Raw genomic sequence first — 17058 nt, forward strand, 5'->3', positions numbered from 1 at the left:
GTCCTGACCCGACCTCCGCGGTGCGGAGAACGGGTCAGGACGCCCCTGACGAGAAACGGCGAAGAATCAGTGCGCTGCGTCGTAGGCCTGCTGGACGTCGGCCGAGATGCGACCGCGCTCGCTGACCGTGTGACCGTTCGCGCGCGCCCATTCACGGATCTCCGTCGCCCGCGACGGACCCGCTGCGGAAGAACGCGCCTTGCGCGCTGCGGGACGAGCACCGCCGCGCGTGACCTTGCGTGCGTGACCGACCCACGACGCAAAAGCGTCACGCAATTCCTGGGCGTGAGCCGAGCTGAGGTCGATCTCGTAGGAGACGCCGTCGAGAGCGAACGTCACGGACTCGTCCGCCACTCCACCGTCGACGTCGTCGACGAGAATTACCTGGACCTTCTGTGCCACTGTGCTACCTCGCGTCTTCGAGAATTGTTGCTGGTATCTCGAAGTGTGCCATTACGAGGGAATGACGTCAAAGTCAAAGAGCGTGTCGCGGCTACGCAGAAGTCGGCGAAGAATCCCCCGCGGTCCGTGCAGCGATCTCGGCCTGCTCCGCCTGGGCGTCGAGCTCGGCCATGGCGAGGCGTTCGTTACGGTCGGCACGGATGATGGCGCGCATCGCGAAATAGAAGAGGATGCCGACCCCGATCGAGGGGATCAAGGCATAGACGGCCGGCCAGAAATCGCTCATGCGGGCCAGTCTACGACCGCCGGACGCGTGCGGGGTGCCGACCGTTCGGCCGGCACTCCGCACGCCGTCCGCACGGTCCGCGTCGGTGCTCCTCGGGCGGTGACCCGCCCACGGTTCACTGCGCGGGCTTGACCAGCGGGAAGAGGATGGTCTCGCGGATACCGTGGCCGGTCAGCGCCATGAGCAGGCGGTCGAGCCCCATCCCCATGCCACCTGACGGCGGCATCGCGTACTCCATCGCTGTGAGGAAGTCCTCGTCGAGACGCATCGCCTCGTCGTCGCCCGCCGCCGCGAGGACCGCCTGGGCCTCGAAACGCTGGCGCTGGATCACCGGGTCGACGAGCTCGGAATAGGCCGTCGCGAGCTCGAACCCACGCACGTAGAGGTCCCACTTCTCGACCTGCCCCTTGACCGCGCGGTGATCACGCGTCAAAGGAGAGGTCTCGACCGGGAAGTCGCGCACGAACGTCGGGGCATACAGGTGGTCGCCCACCAGGTGCTCCCAGATCTCCTCGACGAGCTTGCCGTGCCCGGCACGCTTGGTGTCGTAGGAGATTTCGAGACGTTCGGCAATCTTGGACAGGTGTTCCACAGATGTTTCCGGGGTGATCTCCTCCCCCAGCGCCTCCGACAAGGAGTCGTACATCTTGAGCTGTGCCCATTCGCCGCCGAGCTCGTACTGCTCGCCGTCCGGAAGCTCGACGGTCGTCGTTCCCAGCGCATCCTGGGCAGCACGCTGGACGAGGTTCTGGGTCAGCTCGGCCATGGTGTTGTAATCACCGTAGGCCTCGTACGCCTCGAGCATCGCGAATTCCGGCGAGTGCGTCGAGTCCGCGCCCTCGTTGCGGAAGTTGCGGTTGATCTCGAACACCCGCTCCACGCCACCGACGACCGCACGCTTGAGGAACAGCTCCGGCGCGATCCGCAGGTACAGCTCCATGTCGAACGCATTCATGTGCGTCGTGAACGGACGCGCCGCCGCACCACCGTGAATGGTCTGGAGCATCGGGGTCTCGACCTCGAGGTAGCCGCGCTCGTGGAAGTTCTCACGCAGCGACCGGACGACCGCAGCGCGCAGGCGGACCATGTCACGGGCCGCAGGACGCGCGATCAGGTCGACGTAGCGCTGACGGACACGGCTCTCCTCCGAGAGCTCCTTGTGCAGCACGGGCAGCGGGCGCAGCGACTTGGCCGCGATCCTCCACTCGTCCGCGAAGATGCTCAGCTCACCGCGACGCGAGCTGATGACCCGGCCGTGCGCGAACAGGTGGTCCCCCAGGTCGACGTCGGCCTTGAACGCCGCGAGCGACTCCTCGCCCACCACGGCCTGGCTCAGCATCACCTGGAGGCGGTTGCCCTCGCCGTCCTGCAACGTCACGAAGCAGAGCTTGCCCGTGTTGCGCAGGAACACGACACGGCCCGCCACGCCCACGACGTCGTCCGTCTCCTGGCCGCTCTCGAGGTGGTCGTACGCCGCGCGGACCTGGGCGATCGTGTGCGTGCGAGGCACCGAGACCGGGTACGCCTCCTCGCCCTGCGCCAGGAGACGCTCGCGCTTCTCGCGCCGGACCCGCAGCTGCTCGGGGAGGTCGTCCGTCTCCTCGACCTCCGCCGGGGCGGGGTTCACGACGGGAGCGGCATCGGCGGCGGGCACGGCGGCAGCAGCGGGATCGGGGGAAGTCACGCGACGATTCTACCGGGGCCCGGCGGGGCCGGTTCCGGCCGGCCCCGGCCTGGCCGGGGCCCGCGACTCAGCCGATCAGGTCGAGCGCGAGGTCGAGGATGGGTGCCGAGTGCGTGAGCGCCCCCACCGACAGGTAGTCCACGCCCGTCCCGGCGACCTCGCGCGCACGGTCGAGGGTCAGGTTGCCCGTCGCCTCGAGCTCGATCTTCACCGGGCCGCCCGGGGCACCCTCCCGCTCACGCACGAGCCGCACCGTCTCGGCGAGGACGGGCGTGGGCATGTTGTCGAGCAGCAGGAAGTCGGCACCCGCGTCGAGGGCCTCCAGGGCCTGGTCGGTCGTGTCGGCCTCGACCTGGATCAGGACGTCGGGGAACATCGCGCGGACGGCCTCGATCGCGCCGCTCACCGAACCGGCGGCGACGACGTGGTTGTCCTTGACCATGGCCACGTCGTAGAGCCCCATGCGCTTGTTCGTGCCGCCGCCGGCACGTACCGCGTACTTCTCCAGGGCCCGCAGGCCGGGGGTCGTCTTGCGGGTGTCGAGCACCTGCGCACCGGTGCCGTCGAGCTCGCGGGCCCAGGCCCTCGTCGCGGTCGCGACGCCGCTCGCACGGCTCGCGAGGTTGAGAAGGGTGCGCTCGGCGGTCAGGAGCACCTGGACGGGGCCCGTGAGGGCCGCCAGGACGCGCCCACGGGTCACTGCATCGCCGTCCTGGGCGGTGAACGTGACGGTCACGGGCGCCAGCCCGAAGCGCTCGGCCACCTGCCGGGTGACCTCCTCGACGACGACGAGGCCGGCCACGACCCCGTCGGCCCTCGCCACGAGGTGGGCGGTCCCCGTGCCCGACGGCGGCACGGTGGCCTGGGTGGTCACGTCCCGGCCGGGCGTGGGGCCGAGGTCCTCGTCGAGGGCGCGCGTGACGATGTCGGCGACCCACCGGGGGTCGAGACCGGGCTCGATGAGAGAGGGAGAGTTCACGGCGCTCACGCTACCGCCCGCCGAGGGTGACGGTGCTGCCCTCCGACCGTGACCACGCTGGTCGCCGAGGGTGAGGTCAACGAGCGCCGACGGTGACGGCGCGAAGGCCCGACGGTGACACCCACCCCGCATCTCCTGGTGGTCCTCGGCACGCACGTCACCCTCGGCGAGCGCTCAGACGACCCGCAGCTCGCCGTCGGCCCCCAACGTGATCTCGATCCGCCGCGCCCACGCCGGCTCGACCTCGGGGAAGTCCGTCCGGAAGTGGCCGCCGCGGCTCTCCTCGCGCAGGAGCGCGGCCTCGGTGAGCACCGTCGCGACCTGGTGGACGTTGGTCGTCTCCCACTCGGCCGTCTGCGGCGCGGCGACGACGTCCGTGGACCGGTGCGCGTCGGTGCGGACCGCCGCGAGCTTGTCGGCGGCGACGCGCAACCCCTCGCCGCTGCGGATCACGCCCGGTCCGGCCGACGAGACCGACTGGACCCGGGAGCGTGCCGCCGCCGGCACCAGGGCCGCCTCGCCGTCGCGCTCGACGGGCGTCCCGAGCGGGAGCTCGCCGGCCGCCACCCGGGCTGTGATCTCCTGGGCTGCGCGGTACGCGAAGACCAGTCCCTCCAGGAGCGAGTTCGACGCGAGCCGGTTCGCCCCGTGCACGCCGGTGCAGGCGACCTCGCCCACGGCGTACAGGCCGTCGAGCGTCGAGCGACCGTGGAGGTCGGTCACGACACCGCCCGAGTGGTAGTGCTGGGCGGGCGCAACCGGGATCGGCTCCTCGGTGAGGTCGATGCCCTGGTCGAGCAGCCGCTCCGTGATGGTCGGGAACCGCCGGCGCAGGAAGTCCGCACCGAGGTGGCGGGCGTCGAGCAGCACGTGGTCCGAGCCGGTCGCGGCCATCTGCCGCACGATCGCGTGCGCGACGACGTCGCGCGGCGCGAGCTCGGCCATGGGGTGCACGGCGGGCATGAACCGGTGCCCGTCGGTGTCGAGGAGGATCGCGCCCTCGCCCCGCACGGCCTCGGAGATGAGCGGGAGCTGTCCTTTGGCGCCCAGGCCGAGCCACAGCACGGTCGGGTGGAACTGGACGAACTCGACGTCGCCGAGCGTCGCCCCGGCGCGCAGCGCGGCGGCCATGCCGTCGCCCGTGGCCTGCGGCGGGTTGGTCGAGGAGCGGAAGACCTGCCCGATCCCGCCCGTCGCGAGGACGACCGCGCGGCCGAGGACGGCGCCGACGCCGTCGCGCGATCCCTGGCCGCGCACATGCAGCGTCACGCCGCAGGCGCGCGGACCGCCGGGCTCGTCCGGGGACGTGGTGAGGACGTCGAGCACGAGCGCGTTCTCGATGACCTCGATCCCGGGGTCGGCGAGGACGGCCTCGAGCTGGGCGACGAGCGCCCGGGAGATCTCGGCGCCCGTGGCGTCGCCGCCCGCGTGCGCGATGCGGTCGGCGTGGTGCCCGCCCTCGCGCGTCAGGGCGATGTCGCCGCCGGGCGCCAGGTCGAAGTTCGCGCCGCGCGAGACCAGCTCGCGCACCCGCTCGGGTCCCTCGGTCACGAGGACCTCGACCGCGGCCGGGTCGCACAGCCCGCCGCCCGCGGCGAGCGTGTCCTCGAGGTGTGCGGCCGGGGAGTCCGAGGGGTCGAGCGCTGCGGCGATGCCGCCCTGGGCCCAGACCGTGGACCCGGACGACAGCTCGCCCTTGGTCACGAGCAGGACGCGCGGCACCTGGGTGCGCAGCTCGAGCGCGGCCGTGAGGCCGGCGATGCCGGAGCCGACGACGATCGCGTCGACCGTCGTCGTCCAGCCGGGGGCCGGGGCGGCGAGCCGCCTGGCCAGGCGGCGGGGCGCACGCGCCCTGGTTGCTGCCTCGACGGGAGCGGTGCCGGGGGCCGCGGCAGGCGCCCCCTCGGTGGAGACGTGCGCCTCCGCGGCCTGGGTCATTCGGCCGTGGCGGACTGGAACGGCGCGATGGGCAGTCCGCTGGGCTCGAGGTCGTACCCCTCGGGCACGAGGCCGGGCTCCTCGCTGACCTCGACGATGCGGTTGTCCCCGTCGACGAACACGACGTTCGGCAGGAAGTGGCGCGCCTCGTGGTCGGCGATCATGCCGTAGGCGATGAGGATCACGGTGTCGCCGGGGTGCACGAGGTGCGCGGCGGCGCCGTTGATGCAGATCTTGCCCGAGCCGCGCTCGCCGGGGATCGCGTACGTCGTCAGGCGTGAGCCGTTGGTGACGTCGACGATGTCGACCTGCTGGCCGGAGATGATGTCGGCGGCCTCGAGGAGGTCCACGTCGACGGTCACGGACCCGACGTAGTGGAGGTCCGCCTGCGTCACGGTCGCGCGGTGGATCTTGCCGATCATCATGGGTCGTTGCAAGGAAGCGGGGCGGCGCGTGCCGGCCTGCGGTCCCGTCTGGGTCACTGCGTGCCTCCTGGGCGGGCCGTGCTCGGGGCGGGGTCTGCCACGTCCACGGCCAGGTTGTCGATCAGTCGGGTGGTGCCCACGCGTGCCGCCACGAGCAGCAGAGCGGGTCCCACGTACTCCGGTTCCAGGTCGTCCACGGTAGTCGGGTCGACCAGTGCGAGGTAATCGACCACAACGCCGGGGTGCTCGTTGAGCATTCCCGAGGCCACCTCGATGGCCGCTGCGGCGCCCTGTCCGGCCGCCGCTGCGGCCGCTCCGGCACGCAGGGCCTGGCTCAGCGCGAGGGCGTCGGCCCGCTCGGTCGCGGAGAGGTAGGCGTTGCGCGAGGACAGTGCGAGGCCGTCGCCGTCGCGCACGATGGGGACGCCGGCGACCTCGACGTCGACGTCCAGGTCGGCGACCATGCGGCGGATCGCGAGGAGCTGCTGCGCGTCCTTCTCGCCGAAGAACGCGACGTCGGGCCTGGTCAGGTGCATGAGCTTGAGCACGACCGTCAGGACGCCGTCGAAGTGGCCGGGGCGGAACGCGCCCTCGAGCACGGTGCCGATACGACCGGACGTGACGCGCACGATCGGGTCGCCGCCGGGGTACATCTCCTCGACGGGGGGCGCGAACACGAGGTCCACGGCAGGGCGGCCCGGCGCGGGCTCGGGGAGCCCCGCGAGGAGCGCCACGTCGGCGTCGAGGTCGCGGGGGTACCGGTCGAGGTCCTCGCCGGGGCCGAACTGCAGCGGGTTCACGAAGACGGTCACGACGACCTGCCCGGTCGGCCCCACGCGCCCGCGCGCCGCGCGCACGAGCTGCAGGTGGCCGTCGTGGAGTGCGCCCATGGTCATGACGACGGCCCGCTCGCGGGCCTCGATCCCCGGGCCCGACGGCGTCGCACCGGGAGGCGCGTCGGCGGCGGCGTCGGCCGGAGCAGCCAGGGCCTCGCGCAGCTCGTCGCGCGTGCGCACGACACGCGGCCGGGCCGCCGCGGGGAGTGTGGGCACGGACATCACTGGCCTTCCTCGAGGACGTCGAGCAGCTCCTGGGCCTGGCGGGCGTCGATCCGCCCGGCCGCCAGGGCACGACTGGTGGCTCCGCGGCTGAGCTCGCGGTAGGACGCGGGGACGTCGGTCGCGGCGACGCGCGGTGCGGTCTCCTGCACCGAGGTCACGGCCAGGGCGCGCAGCACCTCCAGGTGCTCCGCGACGGTCCCGACGTCTCCGCGGGACACCGGCCCCGTGAGTGCCGCGATGGCGCCCGGCCCCGCCCCTTCGGCGGCGTCGGCCGACCGGGTGGCGCCGTCGAGCGCCGCGGACAGCAGGGGGGCCAGCACGCGCCCCGGCTGCTCGATGCCCGCCGCCTCGAGGGCCTGCGCGGCCTGCGCGACGAGCACCACGAGGTGGTTCGCACCGTGCGCGAGGGCCGCGTGGTAGAGCCCGCGCGCCTCCTCCTCGACCACGACGGGCTCGCCGCCGATCTCGACGACGAGGGCCTGCCCGATGGGCTGGACGGGCGCCGGTCCCGTGACCGCGAACGTCGTGCCCTCGAGGCGCGACAGGTCGAGCGAGGTCCCGGAGAACGTCATCGCGGGGTGGATCGCGAGCGGGATGGCACCCTGGGCGCGCGCCGGGTCGAGCACGCGCGCGCCGTAGCGGCCCGACGTGTGCACGACGATCTGCCCGCCCTGCCACGCCCCGACCTCGGCGAGGCCCGAGACCAGGCCCGGGAGGGCGTCGTCGGGCACGGCGAGGAGGACCAGCTCCGAGCGTCGGACGACCTCCTCGACCTCCAGGACGGGGACGCCGGGCAGGAGGAGCTCGATGCGCTCGCGCGACGCCTCGGAGATGCCGCTCGCGCCGACGACCGCGTGGCCCGTGGCGCGCAGCGCGCTGCCCAGGACGGCGCCCACGCGCCCCGCGCCGACCACGCCCACGCCCAGGCGCCCCGGGCGCCGCCGCCCGTCACTCACGTGCGTCACCGATCTCGTCGTCCGGTGCTCCCGCGGCGGGCGGCGCCGTCTCGACGTACGGTGCCGTCTTCGCGTCGTCGTCCTCGATCGTCTCGACGACCGCCGCGACCTCGTCCCGCCGCATCCACAGCTCCGGCCCGGCGTGCGCACGGGCCTCGCGGGCGCGGCGCGCCTGCTCGTCCATGAGCGCTCCCGCGACGTGCTGATCGAGGTGCGGCACGGTCGGCGTGACCGGGCCGGGCACCGAGTGCATGGCGAACGTCGCGACGCCCAGGCGGCGCTGCCACGGCCCCTGCTGGAGCCCGAGCGACTGCGTGCGCTCGTGCGGCACGATCTCGACGCGGCGCACGAGGCGCCCCCGTCGCAGGACCAGGGCCCGGCCCGTGACCGTGAACCCGTTGCGGCGCCACGCGATCGGGTCGAGGACGCGGGTCCGGCGCGGTGCCGTGGTGAAGTGCTCGCCGGCGTCGATCCCGGACAGGGCCTCGTCGAGCAGGGCGCGTGGGTCGGCCGTGCCGAGGTCCGGCAGGACGAGCCACACGGCGCCCAGCGCCTCGTCGCGCGTGCCGACGGGCAGCAGGACGCTGTTGTTGGTCGTGCCGTCTGCGCTCAGGCCGTAGCCCGCGACGTTGACCTCGACGCGCCACCAGTCTGCGCTGCGCCACAGGAGCCCCTGCGTGAGCCGGATGGCCTGCACACGGCCCGGCGGGATGGTCTGCGAGCGCGTCTCGAGCAGGCCGTGGCGCAACCGGATGCCGTCGGGCGAGATCGCGCTGCGGAAGTTGAACTCGCGCGTGAACCGGCCGAACAGGTAGCCGCCGACACCCAGGACCAGCGGCAGCGCCGTGAACAGCGTGCCGATCTCGCGCGTACCGATCGCGACCCCGACCAGGCCGAGCACCGCCAGGACCAGGACGATCATCGCGACCGTGCGGACCAGCGACCAGACGAGGCGGCCCGGCGGGACCTCCATGACGGGCTGCTCGGGCGCCTCCGGGGCTCCCAGGTCGACGTGCCCGACGACGGCGCCCGGCTCCGCCGGCATCTCGCCGGCAGGGGGCTCGCCCGGGCCGCTCGCGGACCCTCCACCCGGGACGGCCGTCCGCGCCGGCGCGCTCCCGACACGAAGCCCTGCGGCGCGCGCGAGGAGCTCGGCACGCAGGTGGTTGGCGTCGTCGAGCTTGAGGAAGCCCAGCTTGATGCCCGAGTCCGAACCGCCCGCGACCTCCAGCTTGAGCTCGGCCAGCCCGAACAGGCGGGCGACGAGCGGCTGGACGATGTCCACGGCCTGGAGCCGGTCGAGCCGTGCCTTGCGCTGCTGACGGAACAGGACTCCCGTGTGGAGACGGACGGACTCGTCGTCGATCGCGTACGTCGTCATGCGCCAGGCGAGCGCGGAGTAGCCGAGGCCGATGAGACCGACGACGACGATCCCGCCCAGGATCTGCCACCAGCCGTCGCCGGCCAGCATGTTCTGACCCGCGGGCAGGCCGTCCAGGGTCTGGTTGCCGACGATGACGAGGAGGACCGCGATGACGGACCAGCCCCGGACCACCGGGGTCACGGGGTGGACGCGGTGCCAGGTGAGGTCGGTCGGTGGGGCGTCGGGCTGCGTGGTGCTCTCGCTCATAGCCCGGCCAACCGTGCCTCTCCACGAGAGGCGAGACGGTCGCGCAGGCGCTCGGCCTCCGCCGGCTCCAGGCCGTCGATCGACGCGTCCGTCGCGGGCGACGCCGTGTGGAGCTGGACCTGGGCGATGCGGAACCTGCGCGCGAGCGGGCCGGCCTGGACGTCCACGTACTGCATGCGGCCGTACGGCACGACGACGAGCGAGCGGAACATGACGCCCTTGCGGATCAGCAGGTCGTCGTCACGCTCGGCGTAGCCGATGGCCCGGACCTGGCGTGGCACGACGGCCACGCACCAGATCCCGATCACGAGCGCGACGGCCGGCACGATCCACAGCCAGACCAGGCTGAACACGAGCGCGAACACCGCCCCCAGCACGAACGGCACGAGCAGGAAGATGCCGACCGAGAGCAACCGCGCGGTGATCAACCGGCTCGACACGCCCTGCCAGTGCACGCCCGGTGGGTCGAAGGGTCCGCTGGGGACCTGGCCGGTCGGGGCCTGGGCGGCCGGGTCGGTCGCTGGGGTCTGGCCCGGTGCTGGGTCCTGGTCCGGTGCGGGGGCCAGGTCGAAGGCGTGGTCCGTCATGTCCCCATCTTCCCATCCGGGCGCGGCCCGCGCGTCGGCCGGAAGACCGACCTCGGGTCAGGCCGTGGCGCCGGCCTCGGGATCGGCCTCACCGGTGCGCGACCGTCCGCCGTTCGCGGGGTCGGTGTCGTCGGGCGGTACCTGGCAGAACTTCTCCACGACGAGCCCGACGACGGCGAGCACCACGGCGCACAGGGCCGCGACCCCCGCCGCGATCGCGCGGTCGCGCCGCGCCTCGATCGCGAGGTCCCCCAGCACGGCGACGACCTGCGCGAGGTACCAGCCCGCGAGCAACGAGCCGGTGAGAGCCGCCGCCTTGGCGAGCACGAGCGTCCGGGCCGCTCGCAAGGGGTCGAGCGACGGACGCCGCCCCTTGAGGTAGGACCGCACGGCCCAGCCCGCCCAGAACACGGCTGCGGCGAGCGCGACCAGGGCCACGTCGACGATCCAGGGCACGTGCGGCAGGTACGTGCCCCGACGCTCCAGCCCGACGACGACGAACCACCCGATCAGGGTCGTGGCGACCGTGACGAGCAGGAGCGTCGTGACCTTGGTGCGTTGCATCAGCTCGACGGACCGCGCAGGTCGGCCGGGAAGGACATGGGCACGCCCGTGATGGGGCCCTGCTGCGTCGGCGAGGCCGGCTGCGAGCCCTGCTGCTCAGAGGTCACCGGGGCCTGCTGCGGCTCGAACGGGCTCGGGGCCTGGTGCACGGGGTGGAACTGCGGGGTCACCGGCTCCTCGGACGCCGCAGGTGCCGGCGCGGCCGGCGCCGCCTGCGCAGGCACCGCCTGGGCCCGCTGCTCGACCGCCGGGGCGGACTGGGAGACGTCGGACCACAGCGGCGGGACCTGGGCGTGCGGCGGTTCCTGCCCGTCCTGCGGGTGCACGGGGTGGAAGGCCGGGACGAACGGTCCCGGTTCCTCCACGGCCCGCTCGGGGTGGGTCTGTGCCGGCGGGGCCTGCGGCGTCGGTTGCTGGACCGGCGCCGCAACGGGCTGCTCCGGCACGGACGGGTTCGCCGGTGCCTGCGCGGGCGTGTGCCCGGCGGGCGCGCCGGCGTCCTGCGGGGGCGCAGGTGGCGTCGCACCGCCGGGAGCGGGCGGCGGCGTGGAGGCCGTGGTCTGCTCGGGCACGACCGCGGCGCCCTGCGCCTCGGGGGCCGGCTCCGCCTGAGGCGTCGGCGCTGCCGCAGCGGGAGCCACCGGGGCCTCGTCGGTACGGGCCGCGACCGGGGCGGCCTCGGGCTCGGGCTCGGGCTCGGCGTCGGTCAGCCAGTCGAGAGCGAGCCAGCGGATGCCGCCGCGGTCCGGCGCCGTCGCGGCCAGCGCCGCAACGGGGCCGCCGCCCAGGCCGGGCAGCACGGCGTCGGGGGCGATCTGCGCCCACGGCTCCAGCACGAAAGCTCGCTCGTGCGCCCGTGGGTGGGGCAGCTCGAGGTCCTCCGTGAACTCGGTGACCGTGCCGAAGACGATCAGGTCGACGTCGAGCGTGCGCGGTCCGTTGCGCTCGGCACGGACCCGCCCGTGGGCGTTCTCGACCCCCTGGATGGCGTGCAGGAGCGCACGCGGCGCCAGGGTGGTCCGGGCCAGCAGGATCGCGTTGAGGTAGTCGGGCTGCTCGGGTCCCCCGACGGCCGCGGTCCGCGCGAGCGGCGACACGTCGGTGATCTCGAGGCCGGAGATCCGGTCGAGGTCCGTCACGGCGTCGCGCAACGTCTGCTGGGCGTCCCCGAGGTTCGCGCCCAGCGCCAGCACGACCGGCACGAAGCCCGTGGGGGCCTCGTCGAGCCGGTCGAGCACAGGGGCCGGTACGGGCTCCGGCTCGGGAGCAGCCGGCGCCGCGGCGGGTGCCTGCTCGGCCGGCGCCGCTGCGGCCCCCATGGCGGCCGGTGCCTGGGTGGCTTCCGGAGCGGCGCGCACCGGCAGCGGTACGGGGGCAGCGAGTGGCTCCGGCAGCGGCGGGACCGGTCCCGTGTCGACGTTCGACGCCTCGGCGGCGAACTGCGCTGCCGGGGGTGCATCGTGCCCGGACGTCGGGAGGGGCTCGACCGGGACCGGTACGGCGATCGGCTGCACCTGGTCGTCCGGGACCTGCTCGGCCGGAGCGGGCTCGGCGGCGACCTGGTGCGTGACGGGTGCGACGTCGTCGGGCAGGGCGTGGGCACCGGACGCATCCGGACCGTCGACCGCGGGCGCCTCGCGCTCCGTGGGCGCGTCCGGTGCTGCGGGTACGGCGAGGGGGGCAGGGGTCGCGGGGGCGTCCGGCACCGCAGGCTGTGCGGCGGGGGCGGGAGTCTCCACGGCGGGTGCGGCGGCCGGTTCCACGACCTCCGACGACGCCGCGACGGCCTCGTGGAAGGACACCTCGGCAAGGGGTGCCGGCTCGACGGCGGCCTCGGGGGCCGACGCGTCGGGCTGAGCGGCGGGCTCCTCCACGACGGGCTCGAAGGTCTCCGCCGGGGCGCTCAACGCGTCCTCGGGAGCGCTGTAGAACGAGTCGAGGGCGTCGACGAACTCCTGGTCGGACACCCCGCCCGTGTGCGGCGCCTCGTCGGCGGCCGGACCGAGGTCCTCGGCGGTGGCAGCGAACACGCCCTGGTCCGGTGAGCGGTCCGGTGCCGGTGCGGGAGACACTGGCGGGATCGACGGCGGCATGACGACGTGCTGGTCCTGCGGCGCGGCTGGCTCCGTGACGGCGACGTTCCCGAGCACGGCCGGGGTGATCGACCCGACCGGGATGGGCACGACGCGGGGGACCTCGTCGGCCACGACCGGGACCTTGACGCGGTCACGACGGACGACGACCTCGACGTCGTCGAAGGGCACGGCGATGGGCGCCTGCGGCTTGTGCACCGCCACGTCGACCGCGACGACCGCCGGGTGGCGCAGCGCGACCGCGGCGACCCGTTCGGCGACCGTCTCGATGAGGTCGGCGGGCGAACCGGCGAGCACCGCGACGACGTCCTCGGCGACGACCGCGTAGCTCACGGTGTCCGCGAGGTCGTCACCGGCCGCGGCCGGGCGCGTGTCGAGGTGCAGCACCACGTCTGCACGGAAGAGCTGCCCCTCCAGGCGCTCGTGCTCGAACACGCCGTGGTGGCCCGTCGCGCTGAGCCCCGTGAGCCGGATCTGGTCGAGCGGGCGCCCGTCGGTCCCCTGCACCGCCCCTGCGAACGCTGTGCTCACGTCGTACTCCTGTCGTCGCTGTCGTTCGTTCCGTGGTCGTCCGTGCTCTGCCCCGCCTGCCCCACGTGGTCCGTCGTCGCAGGCCAGGAGCCGTGACCGGCGCCGCCTGCCCCCGCGGGGGCCCGGAGGGACGACGTCATGACGACCGATCCCCCGCTGGCATCCTCCCCTGTCCGACCGGCCCGAGTCCACGCGGCAGCGACCCGCACGGCATCGGCCGAGGCCCGGACCGCGTGCACGCGCACGCACCAGGCCCCTTCCGCGGCGGCGAGGGCCGTGATCGCGGCGGTCGCCGCGTCCCGCTCGAGCGGCGGGGCGGGCGTGCCGTCCCGCCCGGCGAGCAGGTGTCCCAGGAAGCGCTTGCGAGACGCGCCCACCAGCACCGGGAACCCGAGCTCGCGCAGGGCGCCCAGGTGCGTCAGGAGGGGCCAGTTCGTGGAGCCCGCCTTGGAGAAGCCGAGGCCCGGGTCCAGGACGATCCGGTCGTCGCGCACGCCTGCCGCGCGCAGCGCCTCGACGCGCGCGGCGAGCTCGTCCCGGACGTCGGTCACGACGTCGTCGTACACCTCGAGGTCGTCCATGACGTCCGCGTGACCGCGCCAGTGCATGGCCACGAAGACTGCACCGGTCCGGGCGGCGACCGCGGCCATCTCCGGGTCCGCGAGGCCGCCCGAGACGTCGTTGATGATCTGGGCGCCCGCGGCGACCGCCTGCTCGGCGACCGCGGCCCGCGTCGTGTCGACGCTCACCACGGCTCCCCGGTCCGCGAGGGCCGAGATCACGGGCAGCACCCGGGCGAGCTCCTCCTCGACCGGCACGCGCCCCGCGCCCGGGCGTGTGGACTCGCCCCCGACGTCGAGGACGTCCGCCCCCTCGGCCAGCAGCTCGAGGCCGTGCTCGATCGCCGCGCGCGGCTCGAACCACTCGCCGCCGTCGGAGAAGGAGTCGGGCGTGACGTTGACGACTCCCATGACGAGCGTCCGGCCGATCCCCGCGAAGGGCGGACCGGGGAGCGCGCCGTCGTGCTGTGTGTACCGCACTGCTGCGTGCCTACCGTCCCAGGATCAGGCTCATGGCCTCGGCGCGCGTGGCGCCGTCGCGCATCTGGCCGCGCACCGCCGACGTCACCGTCCGCGAACCCGGCTTGCGGACGCCCCGCATGGACATGCACAGGTGCTCGCACTCGACCACGACGATCACGCCGCGCGGCTCGAGGTGCTCGACCAGGGCGTCGGCGATCTGCGTCGTGAGGCGCTCCTGCACCTGGGGGCGGCGCGCGTAGACGTCGACCAGCCGGGCCAGCTTGGACAGGCCCGTGATGCGGCCGTCGGCGTTCGGGATGTACCCCACGTGAGCGACGCCGTGGAAGGGCACCAGGTGGTGCTCGCACGTCGAGTAGACCTCGATGTCCTTGACCAGCACCATCTCCTCGTGGCCGAGGTCGAACATGGTGGTCAGGACGTCGCCGGGCTCCTGGCGCAGTCCCGCGAAGATCTCGCGGTAGGCGCGGGCGACCCGGGCGGGGGTCTCCTGGAGGCCCTCTCGGTCCGGGTCCTCCCCCACGGCGAGGAGGAGCTCGCGCACCGCGGTGCGCGCCCGCTCCTCGTCGTACTCGGGGACGTCGGCCGCGGCCCGCAGGCCCTGCTCGGCCCGTGCTGTCACGTCAGACCTGCCCGTCGTCGACCATGCGGTCCGCGGGGACCTCGCCGATGCGCTCGGGCGGGAGCTCGTCGTTCGCGGCCGCAGCCTCGTCCTGCGGGACGACGATCGGCTCGCCCAGCGGGTCCTTGGGCATGGCGGCCTTCTCGGCGTCGGTCAGGACCGGAGGACGGTGCGAGACGGCGCGCTGCTCGCTCGAGAGCCAGACCTCGCGGGGGTCGCGCTTGACGACCGGGGCGAAGATCTGCGCGAGCTCGGCCTGGTTCAGGGTCTCCTTCTCGAGGAGCTCCAGGACCAGGTGGTCCAGGACGTCGCGGTACTGGACGAGCACCTCCCAGGCCTCGTCGTGCGCGGCCTCGACGAACCGACGCACCTCGTGGTCGACCGTGCCCGCGACCGACTCGGAGTAGTCACGCGTGTGGCCCATGTCGCGGCCCATGAAGGGCTCGCCGGCGCCGGTGCCGAGCTTGATCGCCCCGACGCGCTCGCTCATGCCGTACTCGGTGACCATCTTCTTGGCGATCGCGGTCGCCTTCTCGATGTCGTTCGAGGCGCCCGTGGTCGGGTCGTGGAACACGAGCTCCTCGGCGACACGGCCACCCATCGCGTAGGCGAGCTGGTCGAGCAGCTCGTTGCGCGTCGTGGAGTACTTGTCCTCGAGCGGCATGACCATGGTGTAGCCCAGGGCGCGACCGCGCGGCAGGATCGTCACCTTGGTCACGGGGTCCGTGTAGCGCATGGCCGCGGCGACCAGGGCGTGACCGCCCTCGTGGTACGCCGTGATCTTCTGCTCCTTGACGTTCATCACGCGGGTCCGCTTCTGCGGGCCGGCGATGACGCGGTCGATGGCCTCGTCGAGGGCGCGGTCGTCGATGAGCTGGGCGCCCGAGCGCGCGGTGAGCAGCGCGGCCTCGTTGAGGACGTTGGCCAGGTCGGCTCCCGTGAAGCCGGGGGTCCGGCGGGCGACGGCGGCCAGGTCGATCTCGGGGACGATCGGCTTGCCCTGCGCGTGCACCGAGAGGATCGCCTCTCGGCCCTTGAGGTCGGGGGCCTCGACCGCGATCTGCCGGTCGAAGCGCCCCGGACGCAGCAGCGCGGGGTCGAGGATGTCGGGGCGGTTCGTCGCGGCGATGAGGATGACGTTGGTCTTGACGTCGAACCCGTCCATCTCGACGAGGAGCTGGTTCAGGGTCTGCTCGCGCTCGTCGTGCCCGCCGCCCATGCCGGCACCGCGGTGACGGCCCACCGCGTCGATCTCGTCGACGAAGATGATCGCCGGCGAGTTCTCCTTGGCCTGCTGGAACAGGTCACGCACGCGGCTCGCGCCGACGCCGACGAACATCTCGACGAAGTCGGAACCCGAGATCGTGTAGAACGGCACGCCGGCCTCGCCCGCGACCGCGCGCGCCAGGAGCGTCTTGCCGGTCCCGGGAGGCCCGTAGAGCAGCACGCCCTTGGGGATCTTGGCGCCCACGGCCTGGAACTTGTCGGGCTCAGCGAGGAACTCCTTGATCTCGTGGAGCTCCTCGACGGCCTCGTCCGCACCCGCGACGTCGGCGAACGTCACCTGCGGGGTGTCCTTGGACGCGAGCTTGGCCTTGGACTTGCCGAAGCCCATGACCTTCGAGCCGCCGCCCTGCATGCGGGACAGCAGGAACCAGAAGACGAGGCCGATGATGAGGAACGGCAGGATGAGCGAGAGGGCCGACGCGAGGAACGAGGGACGCGCGATCTCGGAGTTGTAGCCCTTCGGGGGGTCCGCCTCCGTGACGGCGTTCACGACGGCCTCGCCCTGGGGCGCGACGTAGAAGAACTCCACGCTCTTGCCCTGGGACTTGCCGTCGACCTCGTAGTCCTCGGTGAGCGTCAGCTGGACACGCTGGTCGCCGTCGACGATGAGGGCCTGCTCGACCTTGCCGTCCTTGAGGAGCTCGAGGCCCGTCGAGGTGTCGACACGGTGGACGCTGGGCCCGGACAGCGCCATGAAGGCGATCCCGAGGATCGCCAGGCCCACGACGATCCAGATGATCGGTCCGCTGAGAATCTTCTTGATGTTCATCGGCGACGGGGACGATCCCCCGTATCCCTCCACTCGCGCAATGGTTCCGCCAGTGAAGTTACACGCACAACCTGGCAGTTGGCTGGTCTGTTCGCCCAGGGCGTTGCTTCGACGAGCGACGTCCGCAACGGGTGGCGGCCGGGGCCGCGGGCGGCCCGCGGGTGACGCGAGGAGGGCGCACGGCGACGAGCCGTGGTCCCCTCC

General features: G+C 73.4%; 15 protein-coding genes. All 15 read right to left on the reverse strand.

The features are described from left to right. Positions 1–66: 66 nt before the first annotated feature. On the reverse strand, positions 67–402 hold the full coding sequence (locus H9652_RS12975) for a histone-like nucleoid-structuring protein Lsr2 (protein ID WP_030144065.1): 336 nt from the start codon (positions 400–402) through the stop codon (positions 67–69). 91 nt (positions 403–493) lie between these two features. Further along, positions 494–688, reverse strand: a complete 195-nt coding sequence (locus H9652_RS12980; RefSeq protein WP_191796620.1) for a hypothetical protein — start codon at positions 686–688, stop codon at positions 494–496. Positions 689–803: 115 nt separating this feature from the next. Next, a complete protein-coding gene (gene lysS, locus H9652_RS12985) occupies positions 804–2315 on the reverse strand; it encodes a lysine--tRNA ligase (RefSeq protein ID WP_191796652.1) in 1512 nt (503 codons plus the stop codon). A gap of 124 nt (positions 2316–2439) precedes the next feature. Further along, positions 2440–3360 carry a carboxylating nicotinate-nucleotide diphosphorylase gene (nadC, locus tag H9652_RS12990; protein ID WP_404822026.1) on the reverse strand — a complete coding sequence of 307 codons (921 nt, stop codon included), beginning with the start codon at positions 3358–3360 and terminating at the stop codon, positions 2440–2442. A gap of 165 nt (positions 3361–3525) precedes the next feature. Next, positions 3526–5289 (reverse strand): L-aspartate oxidase, encoded by a 1764-nt coding sequence (locus H9652_RS12995; RefSeq protein WP_191796621.1) that lies wholly within the window; start codon positions 5287–5289, stop codon positions 3526–3528. Beyond that, a complete protein-coding gene (gene panD / locus H9652_RS13000; protein WP_030144060.1) occupies positions 5286–5714 on the reverse strand; it encodes an aspartate 1-decarboxylase in 429 nt (142 codons plus the stop codon). Before panD ends, H9652_RS12995 begins: the two co-directional genes overlap by 4 nt. Positions 5715–5767: 53 nt before the next feature. Further along, complete coding sequence (gene panC, locus H9652_RS13005; protein ID WP_191796622.1) at positions 5768–6772, reverse strand: pantoate--beta-alanine ligase; 1005 nt, start codon at positions 6770–6772, stop codon at positions 5768–5770. Next, positions 6772–7740 (reverse strand): Rossmann-like and DUF2520 domain-containing protein, encoded by a 969-nt coding sequence (locus H9652_RS13010; protein WP_191796623.1) that lies wholly within the window; start codon positions 7738–7740, stop codon positions 6772–6774. The genes panC and H9652_RS13010 overlap by 1 nt, the downstream gene beginning before the upstream one ends. Further along, positions 7724–9361, reverse strand: coding sequence for a PH domain-containing protein (locus H9652_RS13015; protein WP_191796624.1), 1638 nt, complete (start codon positions 9359–9361; stop codon positions 7724–7726). The genes H9652_RS13010 and H9652_RS13015 overlap by 17 nt, the downstream gene beginning before the upstream one ends. Then, positions 9358–9948: a PH domain-containing protein gene (locus H9652_RS13020; protein ID WP_191796625.1), complete on the reverse strand. Its 591-nt coding sequence runs from the start codon at positions 9946–9948 to the stop codon at positions 9358–9360. Before H9652_RS13020 ends, H9652_RS13015 begins: the two co-directional genes overlap by 4 nt. 57 nt (positions 9949–10005) lie before the next feature. Beyond that, the gene (locus H9652_RS13025) at positions 10006–10512 is read right to left on the reverse strand and encodes a DUF3180 domain-containing protein (protein WP_191796626.1); all 507 of its coding nucleotides are present in this window, start codon (positions 10510–10512) and stop codon (positions 10006–10008) included. After that, positions 10512–13136, reverse strand: coding sequence for a 2-amino-4-hydroxy-6-hydroxymethyldihydropteridine diphosphokinase (folK, locus tag H9652_RS19845; protein WP_318244164.1), 2625 nt, complete (start codon positions 13134–13136; stop codon positions 10512–10514). Before folK ends, H9652_RS13025 begins: the two co-directional genes overlap by 1 nt. Further along, a complete protein-coding gene (gene folP / locus H9652_RS13040; RefSeq protein WP_225228211.1) occupies positions 13133–14107 on the reverse strand; it encodes a dihydropteroate synthase in 975 nt (324 codons plus the stop codon). The genes folK and folP overlap by 4 nt, the downstream gene beginning before the upstream one ends. A 79-nt stretch (positions 14108–14186) precedes the next feature. Next, entirely contained in the window at positions 14187–14798 is a 612-nt protein-coding gene (folE, locus tag H9652_RS13045) for a GTP cyclohydrolase I FolE (protein WP_404822027.1), read from the reverse strand. A gap of 1 nt (position 14799) precedes the next feature. Beyond that, the gene (gene ftsH / locus H9652_RS13050) at positions 14800–16854 is read right to left on the reverse strand and encodes an ATP-dependent zinc metalloprotease FtsH (protein ID WP_191796627.1); all 2055 of its coding nucleotides are present in this window, start codon (positions 16852–16854) and stop codon (positions 14800–14802) included. Positions 16855–17058 lie beyond the last annotated feature (204 nt).

Source organism: Oerskovia rustica (assembly GCF_014836555.1).
Lineage (GTDB): Bacteria > Actinomycetota > Actinomycetes > Actinomycetales > Cellulomonadaceae > Oerskovia > Oerskovia rustica.